This window comes from Nocardia brasiliensis (assembly GCF_011801125.1).
Lineage (GTDB): Bacteria > Actinomycetota > Actinomycetes > Mycobacteriales > Mycobacteriaceae > Nocardia > Nocardia brasiliensis_C.
The window spans coordinates 4,307,147-4,324,960 of the sequence record NZ_CP046171.1 but is presented as its reverse complement, the minus strand read 5'-3'; the positions used below and the strand labels follow the sequence as shown (position 1 = coordinate 4,324,960).

Below are 17,814 nucleotides of genomic sequence, written 5' to 3'. Positions count from 1 at the left end.
TCTCGGCGCGAACCTGCCGCACTCGGTGCAACGCGCGTGACCTGGCTACTTCGGTGGACCGACGCGCAGGGTGACCGCTCCCGGTGTCGCGACAGCGGCCACGGCGGAGTCGAGCAGGCGGCTGATATCGATGGAGCCCATGGCGGCGGCCGCGGCCTGGATGCCGGGGAGCAGCCGGGTGGTCAGCTGCGCGGTGTCGCCGCCGATCCGGTCCTCGAACTCGCGCAGCCGGCGGAAGAAGTCGAGGGGGCCGATCTCGACGACGCGCGGGTAGTCGTTGGACTGCATCATCTCGATCGCGGTTTGGGCGAGGGTGGCGAAACTGGTTCCGGTGTCGCGCACCGGAATACCGGCCGCGGCGAGCGCCGGTCCGATCCGCGGCCCATGGTCGAGCAGGTTCTGGCCGCTGACGAGCAGATCACGGATCGGTGCCCGGCTCATCAGCAGCGTGGTGGTGAGCAAGCTGCCTGCCCGTGCGAGTTGCTGTGCCACAGCGGGATCGGTGGGCAGGGCCGAGCCCAGTTCATCGATGAGAGTGTTGACGGTGCCGGGTTCGATGCCGTCCAGCAGTCGGGTCAGCGCCGCCGACAGTTCGCCGAACGTGGCGGGGGTCGCCACGGAACGCACGTCGATGCGCTGGTTGTCGTCGAGGTACGGTCCCTCGGTGGTGTTCGGGAGCACCGACAGATAGCTCTCCCCGAGCGCCGACAGGCTCTCGATGCGGAAGCTGCTGTCGACGGGGATGCGCCGTCGCGCGGCATAGCGCAGGTCGACGCGGACCGCGTCGGCGGCCGCGACGACGTCGGTGATCTCGCCGATCGGCACGCCGCGCAGCAGCACCTTGGCGCCGCGCACCAAGCCGTTCGCGTCGGCGACGGACAGGCTGGCGTGCCGCTGGTCGGTGGCCGGGAGCCAGGCGACGCCCTGGTGCCCGATCGCGACGCAGGACGCCACGAGCAGTCCCGTCAGCGCGCCGATCGACAGGGTGTTCCTGAGGTTCATCGGACCGCTCCCAGCATGCGCAGTAGGTCGGCGACGGCGTCGATGTGCTCGGTGCCGTCGTCGGTGACCAAGGAGGTGACCTCGACCTTCGGATCGCGCGAGAGCGGCAGCAGGGTGGTGCGCAGGAACCGGTCGAGCGCCGCCGCGGTGCCCGCCGCGCCGCCGACGGTTTCGACGGTGCCCGCCAGCGAATCGATCATGGGCACGAGCCAATAGCCGCCGTTGTAGACGCTGCCCACGGAGGGCAGCAGCACGCCGATGTGGCCGAGCAGGATGCGCAGATTTCCCCACATCCGCATCGCCTCCGGGGTGAAGGTGGCGACGATGTCGGCGGTGCGCCGATCGATCGCGGTGACGGTGGCCGAAGCGTCGGCGAGTGTCTGGTCCAATTGGGCTGTGCCACCGGCCAGGGACCGGATGTCGGTGGCGAGGACCTCGGCGAGGCCGCGCACGTCGTCGAGCGACGGGGGCAGCGCGGTATCGAGTCTCGCGACGGCGCGCTGGAGTTGGGCAAGGGATCCGCTGCCGAAGAAGTTCGACAGTGCGGCGAGGGTGTCTTCGAGGCTCGTCGCGGCGGTGGTGTGCGCGGCGTCGATCCTCGCGCCCGCCGCTAGGACAATGCCGGAATCCTGCTGCGGGCGATCGAGTTTCACGTATGGATCGCCGAGCACGGTGTCCTGGGTGATGGTGGCTGTGCTGTCGGCGGGAATGCGAACTCCGTCGTCGATATCGGCGCGGACGGCGACCACCGTTTCGGTCAGTCCGATCGCCACGACCGTGCCGATCGCCGCGCCGTCGAGGACCAGCCGCGCGCCGATCGGCAGATTGAGCGCGTTGTCGAACTCGACGGTGATCGAATAGCCGGGTGCGGCATGGCGATCGAGCAGCGCGAGCTTTGCCGGGTTGTATGAGCAGCCGGTCAACGCGGCCGCGGTGATCACCAAAGCTGTTGTCCACGAACGGAGGCGCGGGGTCATCGGGGTATACCTCCGCGCAGGACCAATTGCAGCAGGTCCACGTCGGCGAGCTGGGCCTGCTCGGCCGCCACGGTGCAGCCGGCGCCGAGAAACGCGCAGAGCGCCTGCGGGTCGGCCACCGTCACGCGGAATCGCGGTGGTATCAGGGCGATCTCGGGTCGGCCTGGATCGGAGAGGAGCCCGCGTACCGAGTCGGACAGCACGGGCAATGTGGCGACGAGTCGCTCGATGTCGGCGGCGCGGGTCGCCGCCACGCGCAGCGTGGTCGCCACCACGTCCAAACCCGGCCACAGGATATGGCCGAGGCGCTGCTGGACGTCCAGGATCAGGTTCATCGCGTTCGGCAGGTAGTGGAAGATCTGGGTGATCGCCGGAAAAACCTGGTGCGCCAGCTCGTTCAAGGCCGCAGGGGCGCTGGCGAGCGCGGCGTCGATCTCGCTCCAGTGCTGATCTGCGGCGGTGACCAGCGGTGCCGCGTTGGCGAGCAGCTGGCCGAGCGTACTGATCATCGCGTCCGAACCCGCCGCCGCCTGTCCCGCGTTCGTGAGCGCCGCGCCGGCGGCGGCGCCGTTACCCGACAGCTGGGCACCGAGCGCGGCGAGCGTCGAGCCGAGGGCGTTTCCGTTTCCGGCGCCGCCGAGCCCGTCGAGCAGACCCGCTGTCGCGCCGGTGATCTCGGAGATGCTCTTGGCGGTCGCGGTGGCGGAGATGTCGATGCACTGTCCCGGCGACAGGCGCGGCCCGGCGGTGTAATTGCCCACGAGTTCGAGGTTGCGGTCGGCCAGAATCGAGCTGGCGCGGCTCACCGCACGCACCTGCGCCGGGAGCGGACGGGCGGCATCGACGGAGAATTCGACGCGCACCGCGGTCCCCGCGGCTTCGACGTGCTCGACCGTGCCGACCCGCACCCCCATCTGGGTGACGAAGTTGCCAGGATAGAGGCCGATGGAGTCCGGCATCATCGCGCAGAAGTTCTGGGTGTCAGCGAAATTCGGTCGCACGGCCGCCCCGGCGGCGACGGCGAGCACGATCGCCGCGCCGGTCAGCACCAGCGGTCCGCGTAAGCGTCGCCACATCAGCAGCTCCTCCCGGGAATCGGGACGCACAGATCGGTGGCGAGCACCTGTCCGGCACCGACCAGACGGACGCCGTCGGGACCGAGCAGCGAGTTCAGCTGATCGACGAACTGCTCGAGATCGCCGATCAGCGTCGGCATGTCAGTGCCCATCGCGCGCAGGGCGGTATCGAGACCGGTCACCGCCGCGAGTACCTCCGCACGGTGGCCCGCGTAGAACCGGCTCAGCACGTCGACCTTGCCGAACAGCTGCGCCAGTCCCTGGTAGGCGGCGGTGAAACCGGCTCGGGTATCCCGCAATACCTGCAGGATGATCGCGGTCTTGCGGAGCATGTCGAACAGGGCGGCACGGTCGGTGTCGAACGCGCTCAGGTACTCCCGGGACACTGACACCGTCGTTTCGAGCTGGTCGCGTTGGCGTGACAGGATCTCGGCCAGTGCTTGGATACCGTCGATGATCGAGCGCACCGAGCCCGGGTTGGCTTGCAGCCCGGCGGCGACGCGATCGAGGCTCGCCCCGATGTCCGGCGCGTTCAGCTCGCGGATCTTCGGCGGCGCGTCGTGCAGGAGATCGGGCAGGCGGTAGGGCGGCGTCACCCGATCGGCGGAAATGACGCCGTTGCCAAGGGATTCGGTGCCCGCGGCGTGCAATGCCACGTAGTACCCGCCGACGGCGGTGAGCATTCTGATGTCGACCGTGGTGTCCGTGCCCAGGAATACGTCACGCCGGATGCGCGCGGTCACCCGGACCCGATCGGGCCGCAGCGATACCGATTCCACCTTGCCGACCGGGACGCCGGCGACGCGGACGTCCTGCCCGGCACGCACCGCGGCGGCATCGGTGATCTCGAAGGTCACCGACTGTTGCTGTGGCGGATGCAGATACAGCACGCCGGCGGACACGGCCACGAGCACGGCGAGCAGGTAGGCGAGCGCGCCGAGCGCTATCTGCCTGCCCTCCGGCGTCCGCGCGATCAACGATGTCATCGTCGGCACAACACCACCCGCTGTCCGCCGAGCAACACCGTGATCGCGGGAGGCAGCTCGGCTTCGCCCGTGCCGCAATGCATGTCGACCACACGCGCGCCGTCGAGCTGTTCCAGTCCGGCCGAAACCGTCGGCAGCAGGCGCAACAGGGCGGGTGCGTCGGTCATGGCGGACAGCGCGGTGCGCAACAATCCGTCGAGGTCGCCGCCCTCGTGCAAGCCGAGTCCGGTCAGCAGGCGGTTCACCGCGTCGACGAACGGCGGGCCGTACTGCGCGGTCTTGTAGAACTCGTCGAGCACGGTCATGGTCCGATCGATCGCCAGTTGGAAGTCCCGGATGAACTCGAGCACCTGCGGCGACCGGCCGCGCATGGTCTGCGCGACCTTGCCGATGTTCGCGACCAGGACCGAGACGGTGTGCTGCCGGTCGGTCGCGTAGTCGGCGATCGCGCGCACGCCGGCGGTGAGTTCCTCGACGCCGCCTGCACCGTTGAGCAGTGCGAGCACACCGGCGGCGAGCCGGTTGACCTGCTCGGGTGCCAGCGTCGCCAGCACCGGCTCCAAACCGTGGAACAGGGCGGTGATGTCGAAAGAGCCGGTGGTCGCGGCCAGCGGTACCCGCCTGCGCGGCGTCCGGTCGGGTTGTGTGTCGTCGGTGGTGAGGTCGAGATAGCGCAGGCCGCTGAGGTTCTGGTATTTGACGGCCATTCGGCTGGCCGCGGTGAGCGGTTCGTCTTCGCGCAGTTCGAACTCGACGACGGCGATCGTGGTGGTCTCGGTGCGCTGGAGGTCGATGCCGGTGACCTTTCCGATCTGCACGCCTTGCCGCCGCACGTCGGCGCCGGGTCGCAAGCCGGACACGTCGGTGAACTCCGCGGTGTAGGTGGCGGTGTCGCCCTCGACCGGGTTGCGCAACGCGTTGGCGACGCCGATGAACAGCGCCGTGGTGAGCACCGCGACGACGATCATCCGCCACAGGGCCTTGCGCGGTGTCACCATCATCGACCCCCTGGACCGGGCAGCGCGCCGTCCAGAAATGGCAACGCCTGCAGCGCGATACGCAGTTTCAGCGATTTGTCACCGTCCGGACCCGTATACGCCGAGTCGATGCCGGACAGCACGGTGTCCAGCGGCACGGCGGCGCGCGCCTTGCGCAGGGTCGCGGTGACGACGTCGGAGAGGGTCCGGACGATCTCGGTGAGCGGGGTGAAGTCGGTGGCATGCGAACCGAGCAGCGCGCCAACGGGACCGAAGAAGCCGGTCGCGATCAGCTGCATGGTGACGTCCATCGGTGCGAAGTCGTCGAGCACGGCGCGTGCCGAAGGGATCTGCCGGAGCGCGGTTTCCGCGCTGATGGCGTGATCGATGAAATCGGGCAGCGGGCCGTTGATCGCGTGCAGCCGATCCAGCAGTTCGATGGGGGTGCCGCGCTGGGTTTCGGCGAGCAGCCCCGTCACCAGGATTCCGGTTTCGAGCAGCGGGGCCAGCGCGGTCGTGTAGTCGGCAACGCGGCGGACCACCTCGACGAGCTCGCCGGTGTGAGTACCGCCTGCCAGCTGCCCGGCGCGCCGCAGCAGCGCCGACATCGTGTGGTCGCCCCGTGGTGCGCGGGTGAGTCGGGTTCCGTCGGACAGTGGTTCGCCGCCCGGTCCGGGCATCAGATGCACCCCGGTCACGCCGAAGTAGTTCTGCGGGCGATAGTCGAAGTCGAAGGTGTCGGTGAGCCCGGCGATGCCGCTGCGCCGCAAGCGGATCGCCATATCGATACCGCCCGCGGCGCGGGGCCGGACCGATTCCACCCGGCCTACCTCGACCCCGCGCAACAGGACCTGGGTGTCGGGGCGCACGCCCGGGCCGAGATAGGTGGTCCGCACGGTGATCCGGATGGAATCGGCGGCAACGGAAGTGGGCTTTCGCACCACGACCAGCAGGCAGGCGAGGATGACGCTCACGGTCAGCACCCCGGCCAGCACCATGATCCGGCGCTGCCGTCGGTCCGAGCCTGCCAACAGATCCGACATCCCTACCCCTTGAACACGAATTCCGGGGTCAGCCCCCACAGCAGAACGGTCAGTGCCAGATCGAGCACGATGATCACCACCAGGCTCGCGCGGATGGCGCGCCCGGCGGCGATGCCGACCCCGGCGGGCCCGCCCGCGGCGAAGAAGCCGAAGTAGCAGTGGATGAATGTGACTGCCGCACAGAACAACACCGCCTTCGCGGTGGACAGGATCACGTCGGCGGGGTCGAGGAACTGCTCGAAGTAGTGGTTGTAGGTGCCGCTCGACTGCGCGTGAAAGACCGTCACGACGGTGCGGCAGGTGAGAAAACTCAGCAGCAGCGTCGCCAGATACGCCGGAACGACGCACAGCATGCCGCCGAGCAGTCTCGTGCCGACCACGAACGGGATCACCCGCACACCAAGGGCTTCGATGGCGTCGATCTCCTCCGCGATCCGCATCGCGCCGATCTCCGCGGTCATCCGGCAGCCCGCCTGGGCGGCGAAACCGACCCCCGCGACGATCGGGGCCATCTCCCGAATATTGGCCATGCCGCCGATGACGCCGGACAGGGCGCCGAAGCCGATCAGATCCAGGCCGGCGAACGCCTCGATGGACACCACCGCGCCGATCGCCACGCCCAGGATGAGCATCGTCGACACCACACCGCCGTCGACGATCAGCGACCCGCGGCCCCACGCGAGGTTGTTCAGGGTCCGGAAGGTCTGCGCGCGGTAGTGCCGCAGCGTGATCGGGAGCAACCACAGTGTGCGCGAGACGAATACGACCACCCGGCCGACCTCGGCGAACGCGTTGCCCGCCGCGCGGGTGGCGCGCCTGGCGAGCCGATCGAGGCGCGGGACGGGGCTGTATCGGGCGGGAACCGTGGTCATCACGCGATCCGGCTCGGCAGGAACATGGTCTGCGCCTGGGTGAGCAGCAGCGCCGAGAAGATGATCATCGTGACGCTCAGGACGACGGCGGAATTCACCGCGTCGGCTACGCCGCGCGGGCCGCCGTGTGCCTCCAGCCCGCGCAATCCGCCGATGATCGCCACCAGCACCGCCGCGGTGAGCGTCTTGACCACCGCCATGACGAGATCGCCGGTGGTGGCGAACGCCCCGAACGACGCCCAGAAGCTCCCGCTGCTGACCCCGCTCACCGCGACGGCCACGGCGTAGGCCGAGCCGACCCCGACGGTGACGATCACGATCAGCAGCACGGGCGCGATCGCGAGCAGGGCCAGCATTCGCGGGACGACCAACCGCTGCACGGGATCCACGCCCATGACCCGCATCGCGTCCAGTTCTTCCCGGATGGCGCGCGCGCCGAGGTCGGCGGCGATCGCCGCGGCGGCGGCGCCGCCGAGCAGCAGCCCGGCCGCGAGCGGCGCGCCCTCGCGGATGACGCCGAGTCCGCTGGCCGCGCCGGTCAGCGAGGTCGCCCCGACCTGCTGGACCAGCCCGCCGACCTGCACCGACACCACCGCGCCGAACGGGACGGCCATCAATATCGCCGGTATCGCGGTGACTTTCAGCAGCTGCCAGGCCTGCTGCACGCATTCGCCGAAAGGCAGGCGCCCGCGCCGGATGTCGTTGCCGAGGTGGCCGAGTATCGCGGCCGCCAGCGCCACCGAGCGCCCGACCGTCGCGGTGCTGGTTCGCGCGGTGGCCGCGAGGTGATCCACCACGCGATTGGCCTGTGCCGTCACTTGCGCCGGCAATTCCCTTGGGCTGTACGAGTTTTCCACGACGGCCTACTTGCCGCCCAGGGCGGAATCGATGCCGCCCACATCGGTGACCTGCCAACCCGAGCCCTTGTCCACGGTGACCGTGTAGGTCGCGGTCGACTGCATGCCGTTGGCGGCCTGTGTGTTCTTGGTCAGCACGCTGACAAAACAGTGCACGATGTAGGTGCCGTTCTGCTCGGAGCGGACCACGGCCGCGATCGGGGTGGGTGTCGAAACCCATTGCAGCGGAACGATGATCTGTTCCATGGAGGCCGCGGCCTGACGCAGTTTTGCGGCCAGCTCGGGGGAGGTGTTCGCGGTCAACCGGGTCGACCAGTCGCCGAGCTGCGCGAAATTCATCTCCGCCGCGCCGACCGCGTACTGAGTGGCCACCTGTTCGGCGTGCCGGCGGTCGTCGGCGGCCGCCCGCAGGGCGCTCACCTCCGCGCGTGCGGCCGCCGCGTCATCGCCGGCGCTGAGCATTCCCCACCCGAGCGCGGCGACGACGAGCACGAGCACTACCACGACGCCTAGCAGGATCGCCGTGCTGAGCCGCACGGAAACCGTTTGCCGCGCCCGCGGGAGCGCCGGTCGCCTGCGGCGCCCCGTGGCACCGTTACGTGCCTCGGCGCTCGATTCGTCGGCAACGGCTACTGCCGCCTCGATATCCGTGGTCATCCACATCACCTTCTCTTCTGCTCGACTGCGTCTGTCGGCACCGGCGGGACCGATTCAGGCGACGACCGGTGTGCGCGGTCTCGGGACACTGCGTGCCGCTTCGGTGCGGAGCCGGACCACGGTGGGCGCGTACGCCGCCGCGATCACCGCACCGAGGTTCAGCGCGGTCGAGACGATGGACAGCCCCCAGGACACCGCGGTCGAGGCGTCGTTGTGGATGGCGTAGTAGCTGGGCAACGTGCACAGCAGGGTGTAGGCCAGATACACCGCCGGTGCGACGAACGGCACCACCACGGCCCGCCGCCAGCCGTGCAGCCGCGGCAGCAGCGCCGCCAGTGTCGCGCCGATGAGCACGAACATGCCGCCGTTCTGGATGAGGCTCGGCATGGGCACGCCGAAGACCAGCGCCTTGTTGTCGTAGTACAGCATCACGCCGTAGTGGCAGCTGATCATTTCGCCGAGGCATTCGGTGACGGAAATGAAAGCGGCCCAGCCGAACAGCTCGCGCGCCGGACGACCGTTGCGGATGAGCAGGTAGGCGCCCATCGTCGCGACGCCGATGCCGCCGGTGTAGGCCACCACGACATGCCACGGAATCGGTCGGTCGACGATCGTGACGACCGGGTCGAAGACGTTGGTCATGTAGGTGGTCGCGCCGATCACGTCCATCCACGGCTCGACGTAGAACGAGAAGACGACGAGTGCGCCGAGGGTGATGAGCCAGAACAGTTTCGCGTTCTCGCGGTCCCGGGCCAGGGCGAGCCCGGCGGCGTAGACCAGGCTGGCCAGCACGGAGGCGAGCCCGACGCCGAGCAGCAGCCAGGCTGCGAGCGGTCCGGCCTCGGTGACCGGCGGGGGTGTCCATGTACCGGCGAGGAGCATTGGTGTAGTGGGCATTTCGCTCATGAACTGCTCTCCTGCGTCTGCTGAGTGACGGTGATCGCGGCGGCCGGGCAGTCCCATGCCGCGCGATCGACCTGGTCGAGGTCTGCCGGGGCGACCACGACCGGTCCCGCCGACAACCGGCCCGCGGCCCGGATCGCGACGATGCCGTCGTCGTCGAGCGCGAAGATCTCCGGCGCCGTGCGCACGCAGTACCCCGCCGATTGGCAGCGGTCCTGATCGACCTCGACCCGGGTCGTTGTCATCGCCATACCTCTCTCGAAAGTCGGATTGCGCACCCGCTCACCGCTTTCGGACGCGGCTGAGGCGCACCGGCAGGCCACCGTCGAGGGTGATCGAGAAGGTGGAGGCGTGCCGCGGCCGCCACCCCGGTTCGGTGTGCAGCCGATAGCGCTGGAAGATCAGGGTGAGCAGGAACTGCGCGTTCATGTAGGCCATGCCCGAGCCGATGCAGTGATGCGGTCCCGCGCCGAACGGGATGAAGGCGTTGTTCGGCCGGGCGGGGTGGTCCGAGGCGGTGAACCGGGTCGGGTCGTAGCTGTCGGGCGCGCGCCACCAGCGCTCGTCCCGGTGCACCGTGTACACCGGCGTGCCGACCAATGTTCCCCGCGGGATATGGAATCCGGCGATCTCGCTGTCGCGCACGGCCAGTCGCGGATTCATCGGATGCCCCTGCAACCGCTGGCCCTCGTCGAAGCAGGCCTTCGCCCAGGTGAGGCGGGACAGATCGTCGAGCGTCGGGGTGGCGCCGTCGAGTTCGTCGATCTCGTCGAAGAGCCGTTGGGCCGGTTCCGGGTTCGTGCACAGGTGGGCGAGGGTATGCGACAGCGACGCGACCACGGTCTCGTAGCCACCGCCCATCAGCGCGATCAGTTCGGCCCGTAGGTCGCGCCGGGACAAACCGGTGCCGTCGTCGTAGCGGCTGTCCAGCAACAGGCCGAGTAGGTCGGTCTGCTCCGACGGATGCGCGAGCCGGTCGTCGATCAGCCCGCTGACCAATCGGGACAGCCGATAGACCGACATCGGGAGATTGTTCGTGCCCGGAATCGGCAGGGGATTGGGTGGATTCGACAGCAGCGCGGCGGCCGCGACGGCGCGCATGAGCAGCCGCATATCGACATCCACCTGTGCGAGTCGATCATCGCTCAGCTTGGTGGAGTACATCGCGCGCAGGAACGCGGGCAGGGTGACCTGGGCGATCTCGTGCTGCAGGTCGACAACCGTGCCGGTGTCGGCGAAGTGATCCCATCGTTCGATCCGCTGGACGAACTCGTCGACGATGGTGTCGGCGATGCGCGCCAGGTGGCGGCGGCCGAACATCGGCGTCAGCATGCGCCGCCTGCGGCGGAACCGGTCGCCCTCCATCATCGGCAGCGCGGACCCGATGGTCCTGGCGATGGGCTGTTCACCGGGGCCGACCATGCTGAACCGGCCGTCACGGTCGTTCATCACCTGGTTGACCAGGTCGGGATGGTTGACCATGACGAGGTTCCACAGCGGCAGCGGCACGTGGAACACATCGCCGTAGGTGCGGGCCCAGCCGCGCACGGATTCGAAAGGGTCGCGGCGGAATTCGGGAAGGACGCCAACGACGGGCCGCCCCTTGGGGCCGGGCAGCGCGGGATCGACGGTGCGCCCGAGCGTGCTGATCCGGCGTCGGCGCCGTGGCGTCGCACTCGGGTGCGGGCTGATTCCGGGAAAGGGGACCGTTCTCCCGGATGGCGTTGTGTCGCTGCCGGTTTCCGCTGAGCGGGCGTGGTGCTGGGCGGTCATGCTGGCACCTTTCCGGCGTTCTCGGGCTGCCATTGCTCGGCCCGCGTGATGGCGGGCATGGGCAGATCGAAGTCGCGATGGCCCGCGATGCCGCCACGCCCCGCTCGGCGCAGCAGCGGGACGAGGGTGCGTGCGGCGAATGCGGCAATCTTCAGATAGCCGAGCTTGGGGCTGCGAATACCGAGCGGGGACAACTGGATTCCCATATACAGCAGGTCCCAGTCGGTATCGATGTGGGTGATCCGGAAATCGTCGGTGAGCAGGTAGCGGTCGACCCCGATGAAGTTGAGGCAGCGACCCGTCGGCGGGAAGACGATGTCGGTGCCGGGCAGGCGCAGCGGCCCGGTCCAGCGCGCGATACCGCGCCAGGGGAAGGTCATGCGCAGCTGCTGGTGCGAGTAGTCGCTGTACGGCAGCGATCGCAGGCTGTCGTCCTGCGGGTAGAACGCCATATCCGGAAACGCGTCGAAACAGGCCTGGCAGTTGGCCAGCGTCTCCTCGCGGCCGATCCGGACCTGCTGAAAGGTCGAGCTGTCGATGAAGTCGCAACTGGGGGAGAGGCATTCGCGCAGTTTTGGCACGCTCTGGGTGGCCCACGCGTCGAACCAGGCCCGGCCGAACTCCGTGGCGCCCTGGATTGGATAGCCACGCTCGAGTGCCTCGGCCTCCTGCTGTTCGACCCGCGCCCAGAACTGCGGCAACAGCGCCTGGTAACGGCGGTGCTCCGGGGACGGGCCGAGATGATGCAAGGTCCTCATCGGTTGCCTTTCTCGCACTGCGGCGGCCGAGATCCGGCTCAGCCACGCTGCCGATGTGACAGTGAAACAAAAGTATGTTGATGTAACACAGACGTCAAGGGATTCGGCAATCTTTGTGCGTGTGATCGGTGACGTGCAGTTCGATGTTCTGGCCGAAAAGAGCCGTTTTAACAGGCAATATTCGCAGGGCGACAGGGCTGTCGACACGCGCTGGCGTGGCAGATGCGGTGTTTACAATTCAGTCGATATGTTTCTCTGTGGCTCGCTCGCGATGCCGCGCGGCGTCCTGCCATGCGCGATGGGCGCGACCGAGTTCGGTGACTGGTTCATCGCCGAAGATCCACTCCCTGGCGATCCGGTGCAGGTTCAGCCGCGGGCGCAGCTGGCCGAGTACCGCGGCGAGCTGCAACTCGGCTCGACCGCGCAGGGCGTGCGCCGCCGGAAGATTGAACGGCCGCAACGACACTCCGGACTTGGCGCCGAAGAGGCCGACGAGATCGTTCGCGATCTCGGGGGTGATCGCGGCTTCTTCGTCGCGCAGGTACCAGCCGAACACCTGGAGGAAGACCGCGAAGGCCGCAGCCGGGCCGACATCGGCGCGCCGGGCGAAGCCGCGCGTCTCCATCAACTCCACGACGCGGTCGACATCGCCGTCGATTCCGGCGCGCAGTGCGGCGAGCTCGGCCGCGGCGGTAGCCGCGTCGACCGTCTTGCACAGCCCGAAATCCAGGAAGCCGACGCTGCCGTCATCGAGCAGCACGACATTGCCCGGATGCGGATCGGCGTTGTATTGACCCAGCAGGTAGGGCGTCGCGCCGTAGAACCGGAACAAGATCTCGGCGAGGCGATTGCGTTCGGCGGTCGACGCCGTATACGCGGACCGCAATGGTTGTCCCGCAAGCCATTCGGTGACGATCACGTGCTGGCCCGACAGCTCGGCGACGACCTCCGGGATCCGGATGAACGGGTGCCCGGCGTACCGCTCGGCCAGGTACGCGGTGTTGCGGGCTTCGATGCGGTAGTCCAGTTCCTCCGTCATCCTGGCCGCCAATTCGTCGGCGAGTGCGCCGGTGTCCAGTTCGGGGCGCAGGAATCGATACGCGCTGAGCAGCGTGCGCAGATTCTTCAGGTCCGCCGTGACCGCCGCCTCGATCCCGGGATATTGCACCTTCACCGCGACCGCCCGACCGTCGGTGAGCCTGGCCCGGTAGACCTGCCCGATCGAGGCGGCCGCGACCGGCTCGGTGTCGAATTCGGCGAACACCGCGGTCACCGCGCCGCCGAGTGCGGTCTCGAGCCTGCCGCGCATCCGCTCCCACGGCACGCACGGGCCGTCGTCTTGCAGCTTCGCCAGGGCGGACTGGAACAGCTCGCGCTGATCGGGCGTCAATATCCCGGGATCGATCAGCGACAGCAACTGCCCCACCTTCATGGCGAGCCCGCGCATCGAGCCGAGGACGGTGACGAGTTGCTCGGCGAACAGCGTGTCGCGGCTCTTCTCGGCGGCGGTGTCGGTGCGCACCAGGTCGGTCGCCTTTCGCGCGGCACGCTTGGCTGTCTCGGCGCCGAGCACCCCGCCAAGGGCGGCGGCTCGGCCGGCGCGGGACCGCGGCATCCTCGTCATGCGTCGAGTATTACGTGCCGACCGGTCGCTGACGAACGATGAGACGAAATTCTTTCGCTGATTCACCTGCGTCGATACCACTTGGTTCGGGTCAAGCGATAACCTCGCAGGCATGACCCCCGCAGGCATCGAGGTAGATCAGCTGTTCGGGTCGGCGTTGCCGGCCACGGACGCTGAGCAGGTTCGGCTACTGGACGCCGCGCGGGCCGAGTTCATCGAGCACGGGTTCCGGCGCACCTCGGTCGGCGATATCGCCCGTCGCGCGAAGGTGTCCCGGCCGACCCTGTACCGCCGCCTCGGCGACAAGGACGAGATCGTGCGTCAGGTCGTGGTACGGGAGGTGGTCGCGTTCTTCGTCTCGATCAGCGACCGTGTGCTGACCAAGCCGACGCCGGCGGAGAAGGCGATCGAGACCTTCGTGGTCGGCATCCGCGAGTCACGGCGCCATCCGCTGGTGGTGGCGCTGCGCCAGTTCGAGCCCGAGACCCTGACCTCGTTCCTGGCCGACAATGTCGCGGCGATGGAACCGGTGCGGGCCGCGGTCGCGGTGTCCATCGTCGCCGACACCCTCCCGCTCGACGCGGCCTTGCGCGCCGCCGAAATGTTCATCCGGGTGACGGCCTCGCTGCTCATGGTGCCCAGCGACGCGCTGCCCGTCGAAACCGATGAACAGGCGCGCTGGTTCGCCCGCACCTACTTTCCCCCGATCATCGAGGCCTCGACCCGACCCGGACCGGAGTGATACATGGATATGAGAAGTTCCCGACGGCGTCGTGCCGTATCGGTCGTGGCCGCCGCGGTCGCGCTGGTTGGCGGGGTGTCCTACACCGCGGCCGCGGCACCTGACGTCGCCGGTTGCGCGCTGCCGGACCTGTCGACGGTGCCCACCCGGCCCGCGGACGCGCTGACGCTGATCGTGGCCTACAGCTTCGGGTATCGTGAGCCCGCCGATCCGTCGCGGACCGAGCACGAGCCGGGGCCGGTGAACGAGGCGCTGGCCGAGGCGGTCGTCGCCGCGCGCGGTGCGCGCGACATCCTGGTGTTCGCGCAGTCCGAGATCGCCTCGGTGCTGCGGTCCCGCTACGCCATGGACGACGTGATCAGCATCGACGGCGACGTGCGTCCGGACGGCTCGCCGATCTATCTGTCCACCGAGGGCGTCGCCACGAAGGTGGCCGAATCACGGGGCAGCGCCCGCGATTCCGATGTCGCGGGCGTGGTCGCCTTCCAAGATCACCTCTGGCGCGCGACCCAGACCACGGCGGCGGCGGGTTTCGTCGCGGCAGCGCCGGACGGCGTCGCGATGCCCGACCGCTACGACCCCGAATCCGCCCAGCCATGGACCACCGGCCCGGAGCGCTACCTGCCCGTGGACTACGCGGGCCGCCTGAAATTCCTGAACTGCGGCTGACGGCCCGCCCGGATCTCAGGTCAGCGCAATGTATTTGGTTTCGAGGTATTCCTCGATGCCCTCGGTGCCCGCTTCGCGGCCGAGTCCGGACTGCTTCATGCCGCCGAAGGGGGCCGCGACATCGGAGATGATGCCGCGGTTGATGCCGACCATCCCGGACTCGACGGCCTCGGCGACGCGCAGCGCGCGGTCCAGATCGGTGGTGTAGATGTAGGCGGCCAAGCCGAATTCGGTGTTGTTGGCCACCGCGACACCCTCGGCTTCGCCGTCGAATCCGGTGATCGCGGCGACCGGGCCGAAGACCTCCTCGCGCAGGATGCGCGCGTCGGCCGGGACATCCGCCAGCACGGTCGGCGCGTAGAAGTAGCCCTCGCCTGCCACGCGGTCGCCACCGGTAGTGACGACCGCGCCCTTGGTCACGGCGTCGGATACCAACTCCGCGACGGTGTTTCGCTGTCGCTCGTTGATCAGCGGCCCCACCTGGACGCCGTCGAGGTGGCCGGGGCCGATCTTCAACGCGGCCATGCGGGCGGTGAGTCGCGCGGTGAACTCCGCGCGCACCGCGTTGTCGACGTGGAAGCGGTTCGCGGCGGTGCAGGCCTCGCCGATGTTGCGCATCTTGGCGGCCATCGCGCCGTCCACCGCGGCGTCGAGATCCGCGTCGGCGAACACCACGAACGGCGCGTTGCCGCCGAGTTCCATGGACGTGCGCAGCAGCCGATCGGCGGACTGCGCGAGCAGCAGCTTGCCGACCGCCGTGGAGCCGGTGAAGGTGACCTTGCGCAGGCGTGGATCGGCGAGCAGGGGTCCGGTCAGCTCGGCCGCGCGGGTGGTCGGCAGGATCGAGAGCACGCCCGGCGGCAGGCCGGCCTCGGCGAACATCCGGCCGAGCAGCAGCATGGTGAGCGGCGTTTCGGGGGCGGGCTTGACCACCATGGTGCAGCCGGCGGCGAGTGCGGGCGCGATCTTGCGGGTGCCCATCGCGAGCGGAAAGTTCCACGGCGTGATGGCCAGCGTCGGACCGACGGGTTGCTTGGTCACCAGGATCCTGCCGTTGCCGGAGGGCGAATGGGTGTAGCGGCCGTGCACCCGCACCGCCTCCTCGGCGAACCAGCGCAGGAACTCGGCGCCGTAGGTGAGTTCACCGTGGCTCTCGGCCAACGGCTTTCCCATCTCGGCGGTCATCAGCGCCGCGAAGTCGTCGCGCCTGCGCAGGACGAGTTCCCAGGTGCGCGTCAGGATTTCGGCGCGCTCGCGGGACGGTCGCGCCGCCCACTCCGGCTGGGCGGCGACCGCGGCGTCCAGCGCGGCCGTCCCGTCGGCGACCGTGGCGTCGGCCACCTCGGTGAGCACCGCGCCGGTGGCCGGATCATGGACCGGGAAGGTGGCCGCGTCGCCGGCCTCCACCTGGTGCCCGCCCAGCCACAGCCCGGTCGGCACCTCGTCGAGCAGAGCGGTGCGCCTACGCATCAGTTGTTCCTCCGGAATTCGATGGGGGCGGGGGAGTTTCGGCCGGCCAGCGTGCGCACCACGTCGGTGAGCACCTCGATGCCGTCGGCGAGCAGCTCGTCGTCGATGACCAACGGCGGCAGCAGTCGGACGACATTGCCGTAGGTGCCGCAGGCGAGCAGCACCACGCCGCGCGAAAGCGCCTCGGCGACAATCTGTCTGGTCAGATCGGGATCGGGCTCGGTGCTGCCCGGCCGCACGATCTCGATGGCCAGCATCGCGCCACGCCCGCGCACGTCGCCGATGACGTCGACCGCCGCGGCCAGCGCGCGCAGCCGCGGCAGCACCGCGGCCTCGATGGCCCGTGCGCGTGCGGGCAGATCCAGTTCGCGCATGGTCGCGATGGTGGCCAGCGCGGCGGCACAGGCCACCGGATTGCCGCCGTAGGTGCCGCCGAGCCCGCCGGGGTGGACGGCATCGAGCAACGCGGCCCGCCCGGTGACGGCGGCGAGCGGCATGCCGCCCGCGATCCCCTTGGCCATGGTGACGAGGTCGGGCACCACGCCCTCGTGCTCGCTGGCGAACCAGGCTCCGGTGCGGGCGAAGCCGGTCTGCACCTCGTCGGCGATGAACACGATGCCCCGGCGTGCCGCCCACTCCGCCAGTGTCGGAAGGAAACCCGGAGCGGGCACGATGAAACCGCCCTCGCCCTGGATCGGTTCGATGATCAGCGCGGCCAACGCCTCGGCGCCGAGTTGCACCTCGATGCGCGAGATCGCGCGCCTGGCCGCCGCCACGCCCGACGAGTCGCCGTCGCGGTAGGGGTAGGACATCGGCATCCGGTAGATCTCGGGCGCGAACGGACCGAATTTCGCTTTGTAGGGCTTGTTTTTCGCGGTCAGCGCCATCGTCAGGTTGGTGCGGCCGTGGTAGGCGTGATCGAAGGCGACGACCGCGCTGCGCCCGGTGGCCAAGCGTGCCACCTTGATCGCGTTCTCGACGGCCTCGGCGCCGGAGTTGAACAGCACCGTGCGCTTCTCGTGGCGGCCCGGGGTGAGCGCGGCGAGTTCCTCGGCCACCTGGATGTAGCCCTCGTACGGCGTGACCATGAAGCAGGTGTGGGTGAACCGCGCGGCCTGGTCGGCGATCGCGGCGGTGACGGCGTGGTGCGCGGCGCCGACGCTGGTCACCGCGATCCCGGAACCGAGGTCGATCAGTGAGTTTCCGTCGACGTCGACGATGACGCCGCCGTCGGCGTCGGCCGCGTAGACCGGTACCGACGAGCCGACGCCGGCGGCCACCACGGCCGCCCGGCGGGCGGCCAGCGCCGCCGAACGCGGGCCCGGCAGTGCCGTGACGAGCTTGCGCTGCTGCGCCAAACGGTGGGCGCTGTCGATCATCGGAACTTCCTAACGGGTCGAAGTGTGCGCGGGCATCGGTCCGCGCGGG

18 protein-coding genes are annotated in these 17,814 nt (G+C 69.2%); 2 read left to right on the top strand and 16 right to left on the bottom strand.

Translation table 11 applies throughout. The annotated features are described in order from the left end of the window. Positions 1–45: 45 nt before the first annotated feature. The 14 genes from F5X71_RS19610 to F5X71_RS19545 all read right to left on the bottom strand — a co-directional run bounded on the left by F5X71_RS19610 (position 46) and on the right by F5X71_RS19545 (position 13,505). A complete protein-coding gene (locus F5X71_RS19610) occupies positions 46–1,002 on the bottom strand; it encodes an MlaD family protein (RefSeq protein ID WP_167463354.1) in 957 nt (318 codons plus the stop codon). Continuing rightward, complete coding sequence (locus tag F5X71_RS19605) at positions 999–1,979, bottom strand: MlaD family protein (protein ID WP_167463353.1); 981 nt, start codon at positions 1,977–1,979, stop codon at positions 999–1,001. The genes F5X71_RS19610 and F5X71_RS19605 overlap by 4 nt, the downstream gene beginning before the upstream one ends. Then, entirely contained in the window at positions 1,976–3,055 is a 1,080-nt protein-coding gene (locus F5X71_RS19600; protein WP_167463352.1) for an MlaD family protein, read from the bottom strand. Before F5X71_RS19600 ends, F5X71_RS19605 begins: the two co-directional genes overlap by 4 nt. After that, positions 3,055–4,041, bottom strand: coding sequence for an MlaD family protein (locus F5X71_RS19595; RefSeq protein WP_167463351.1), 987 nt, complete (start codon positions 4,039–4,041; stop codon positions 3,055–3,057). The genes F5X71_RS19600 and F5X71_RS19595 overlap by 1 nt, the downstream gene beginning before the upstream one ends. Further along, complete coding sequence (locus tag F5X71_RS19590) at positions 4,038–5,042, bottom strand: MlaD family protein (protein ID WP_167463350.1); 1,005 nt, start codon at positions 5,040–5,042, stop codon at positions 4,038–4,040. Before F5X71_RS19590 ends, F5X71_RS19595 begins: the two co-directional genes overlap by 4 nt. Further along, positions 5,039–6,061, bottom strand: a complete 1,023-nt coding sequence (locus tag F5X71_RS19585) for a hypothetical protein (protein ID WP_167463349.1) — start codon at positions 6,059–6,061, stop codon at positions 5,039–5,041. Before F5X71_RS19585 ends, F5X71_RS19590 begins: the two co-directional genes overlap by 4 nt. 2 nt (positions 6,062–6,063) lie before the next feature. Beyond that, entirely contained in the window at positions 6,064–6,933 is an 870-nt protein-coding gene (locus F5X71_RS19580) for an MlaE family ABC transporter permease (protein WP_167463348.1), read from the bottom strand. Then, positions 6,933–7,751: an ABC transporter permease gene (locus tag F5X71_RS19575; RefSeq protein WP_238815332.1), complete on the bottom strand. Its 819-nt coding sequence runs from the start codon at positions 7,749–7,751 to the stop codon at positions 6,933–6,935. The genes F5X71_RS19580 and F5X71_RS19575 overlap by 1 nt, the downstream gene beginning before the upstream one ends. Before the next feature lie 45 nt (positions 7,752–7,796). Beyond that, positions 7,797–8,447 (bottom strand): hypothetical protein, encoded by a 651-nt coding sequence (locus tag F5X71_RS19570; RefSeq protein WP_167463346.1) that lies wholly within the window; start codon positions 8,445–8,447, stop codon positions 7,797–7,799. 54 nt (positions 8,448–8,501) lie between these two features. Then, entirely contained in the window at positions 8,502–9,353 is an 852-nt protein-coding gene (locus tag F5X71_RS19565) for a hypothetical protein (protein ID WP_167463345.1), read from the bottom strand. Further along, positions 9,350–9,595 carry a ferredoxin gene (locus F5X71_RS19560; protein ID WP_167463344.1) on the bottom strand — a complete coding sequence of 82 codons (246 nt, stop codon included), beginning with the start codon at positions 9,593–9,595 and terminating at the stop codon, positions 9,350–9,352. The genes F5X71_RS19565 and F5X71_RS19560 overlap by 4 nt, the downstream gene beginning before the upstream one ends. 37 nt (positions 9,596–9,632) lie before the next feature. After that, a complete protein-coding gene (locus tag F5X71_RS19555; RefSeq protein ID WP_167463343.1) occupies positions 9,633–11,123 on the bottom strand; it encodes a cytochrome P450 in 1,491 nt (496 codons plus the stop codon). Then, the gene (locus F5X71_RS19550) at positions 11,120–11,881 is read right to left on the bottom strand and encodes a nuclear transport factor 2 family protein (protein WP_167463342.1); all 762 of its coding nucleotides are present in this window, start codon (positions 11,879–11,881) and stop codon (positions 11,120–11,122) included. The genes F5X71_RS19555 and F5X71_RS19550 overlap by 4 nt, the downstream gene beginning before the upstream one ends. Positions 11,882–12,119: 238 nt before the next feature. Then, positions 12,120–13,505 carry an ABC1 kinase family protein gene (locus tag F5X71_RS19545; protein ID WP_167463341.1) on the bottom strand — a complete coding sequence of 462 codons (1,386 nt, stop codon included), beginning with the start codon at positions 13,503–13,505 and terminating at the stop codon, positions 12,120–12,122. A gap of 112 nt (positions 13,506–13,617) precedes the next feature. On the opposite strand from F5X71_RS19545, the gene F5X71_RS19540 reads away from it, so the two are divergent. Beyond that, positions 13,618–14,247: a TetR/AcrR family transcriptional regulator gene (locus tag F5X71_RS19540; protein WP_167463340.1), complete on the top strand. Its 630-nt coding sequence runs from the start codon at positions 13,618–13,620 to the stop codon at positions 14,245–14,247. Positions 14,248–14,292: 45 nt separating this feature from the next. Beyond that, positions 14,293–14,916, top strand: coding sequence for a hypothetical protein (locus F5X71_RS19535; RefSeq protein ID WP_167463339.1), 624 nt, complete (start codon positions 14,293–14,295; stop codon positions 14,914–14,916). Between the two features lie 15 nt (positions 14,917–14,931). Here the strand turns inward: F5X71_RS19535 and F5X71_RS19530 are convergent, their stop codons facing one another. After that, complete coding sequence (locus F5X71_RS19530; protein WP_167463338.1) at positions 14,932–16,386, bottom strand: NAD-dependent succinate-semialdehyde dehydrogenase; 1,455 nt, start codon at positions 16,384–16,386, stop codon at positions 14,932–14,934. Beyond that, positions 16,386–17,765 (bottom strand): 4-aminobutyrate--2-oxoglutarate transaminase, encoded by a 1,380-nt coding sequence (gene gabT / locus F5X71_RS19525; protein ID WP_167463337.1) that lies wholly within the window; start codon positions 17,763–17,765, stop codon positions 16,386–16,388. Before gabT ends, F5X71_RS19530 begins: the two co-directional genes overlap by 1 nt. Positions 17,766–17,814: the final 49 nt, after the last annotated feature.

Bases quoted from the DNA above. Each gene is read 5' to 3' on its own strand.
- F5X71_RS19610 (WP_167463354.1), bottom strand. From the start codon at position 1,002: ATGAACCTCAGGAACACCCTGTCGATCGGCGCGCTGACGGGACTGCTC.
- F5X71_RS19605 (WP_167463353.1), bottom strand. From the start codon at position 1,979: ATGACCCCGCGCCTCCGTTCGTGGACAACAGCTTTGGTGATCACCGCG.
- F5X71_RS19600 (WP_167463352.1), bottom strand. From the start codon at position 3,055: ATGTGGCGACGCTTACGCGGACCGCTGGTGCTGACCGGCGCGGCGATC.
- F5X71_RS19595 (WP_167463351.1), bottom strand. From the start codon at position 4,041: ATGACATCGTTGATCGCGCGGACGCCGGAGGGCAGGCAGATAGCGCTC.
- F5X71_RS19590 (WP_167463350.1), bottom strand. From the start codon at position 5,042: ATGATGGTGACACCGCGCAAGGCCCTGTGGCGGATGATCGTCGTCGCG.
- F5X71_RS19585 (WP_167463349.1), bottom strand. From the start codon at position 6,061: ATGTCGGATCTGTTGGCAGGCTCGGACCGACGGCAGCGCCGGATCATG.
- F5X71_RS19580 (WP_167463348.1), bottom strand. From the start codon at position 6,933: ATGACCACGGTTCCCGCCCGATACAGCCCCGTCCCGCGCCTCGATCGG.
- F5X71_RS19570 (WP_167463346.1), bottom strand. From the start codon at position 8,447: ATGACCACGGATATCGAGGCGGCAGTAGCCGTTGCCGACGAATCGAGC.
- F5X71_RS19565 (WP_167463345.1), bottom strand. From the start codon at position 9,353: ATGAGCGAAATGCCCACTACACCAATGCTCCTCGCCGGTACATGGACA.
- F5X71_RS19560 (WP_167463344.1), bottom strand. From the start codon at position 9,595: ATGACAACGACCCGGGTCGAGGTCGATCAGGACCGCTGCCAATCGGCG.
- F5X71_RS19555 (WP_167463343.1), bottom strand. From the start codon at position 11,123: ATGACCGCCCAGCACCACGCCCGCTCAGCGGAAACCGGCAGCGACACA.
- F5X71_RS19550 (WP_167463342.1), bottom strand. From the start codon at position 11,881: ATGAGGACCTTGCATCATCTCGGCCCGTCCCCGGAGCACCGCCGTTAC.
- F5X71_RS19545 (WP_167463341.1), bottom strand. From the start codon at position 13,505: ATGACGAGGATGCCGCGGTCCCGCGCCGGCCGAGCCGCCGCCCTTGGC.
- F5X71_RS19540 (WP_167463340.1), top strand. From the start codon at position 13,618: ATGACCCCCGCAGGCATCGAGGTAGATCAGCTGTTCGGGTCGGCGTTG.
- F5X71_RS19530 (WP_167463338.1), bottom strand. From the start codon at position 16,386: ATGCGTAGGCGCACCGCTCTGCTCGACGAGGTGCCGACCGGGCTGTGG.
- gabT (WP_167463337.1), bottom strand. From the start codon at position 17,765: ATGATCGACAGCGCCCACCGTTTGGCGCAGCAGCGCAAGCTCGTCACG.